Origin of the sequence: Thiorhodococcus minor (genome assembly GCF_010820565.1) — a bacterium.
GTDB lineage: Bacteria > Pseudomonadota > Gammaproteobacteria > Chromatiales > Chromatiaceae > Thiorhodococcus > Thiorhodococcus minor.
The window spans coordinates 1-310 of sequence record NZ_JAAIJQ010000386.1; the positions used below are offsets into that span (position 1 = coordinate 1).

The following is a 310-nucleotide window of genomic DNA, read 5'->3' on the forward strand; positions in this document are numbered from 1 at the left end:
GCCCGCATCCGATCCGGCACTGCGCACGCTGCACGACTGCGACATGCAAGCGGTCAGCGAAGGCCGCAGCACCTGTCAGTGATGACCGCAACCGCAGGATGCCATCCGAGGCGCGTTTAACCATGTCAAGACTCCGCAAGCGATTTTTCATTCCTTTCGTGATCGCTCTGGTAGCGGTTTCCACCACCTCGGCGGAAGAGATCCGCGATTTCTATGCCGAGCCTGGGCTCCATCCCAATGCCATGGACTTAGCGCCTAAAGCTATGATTATGTTAAAATAATGCGTCTTCACAGGAACCTTGTAGGAGCA

1 protein-coding gene is annotated in these 310 nt (G+C 55.8%); it reads left to right on the top strand.

Annotation, left to right across the window (positions count from 1 at the left end; all coding sequences use genetic code 11):
* On the top strand, positions 1-281 hold a 281-nt coding region (locus G3446_RS27850), incomplete at its 5' end, for a hypothetical protein (protein WP_209262687.1).
* Positions 282-310: the final 29 nt, after the last annotated feature.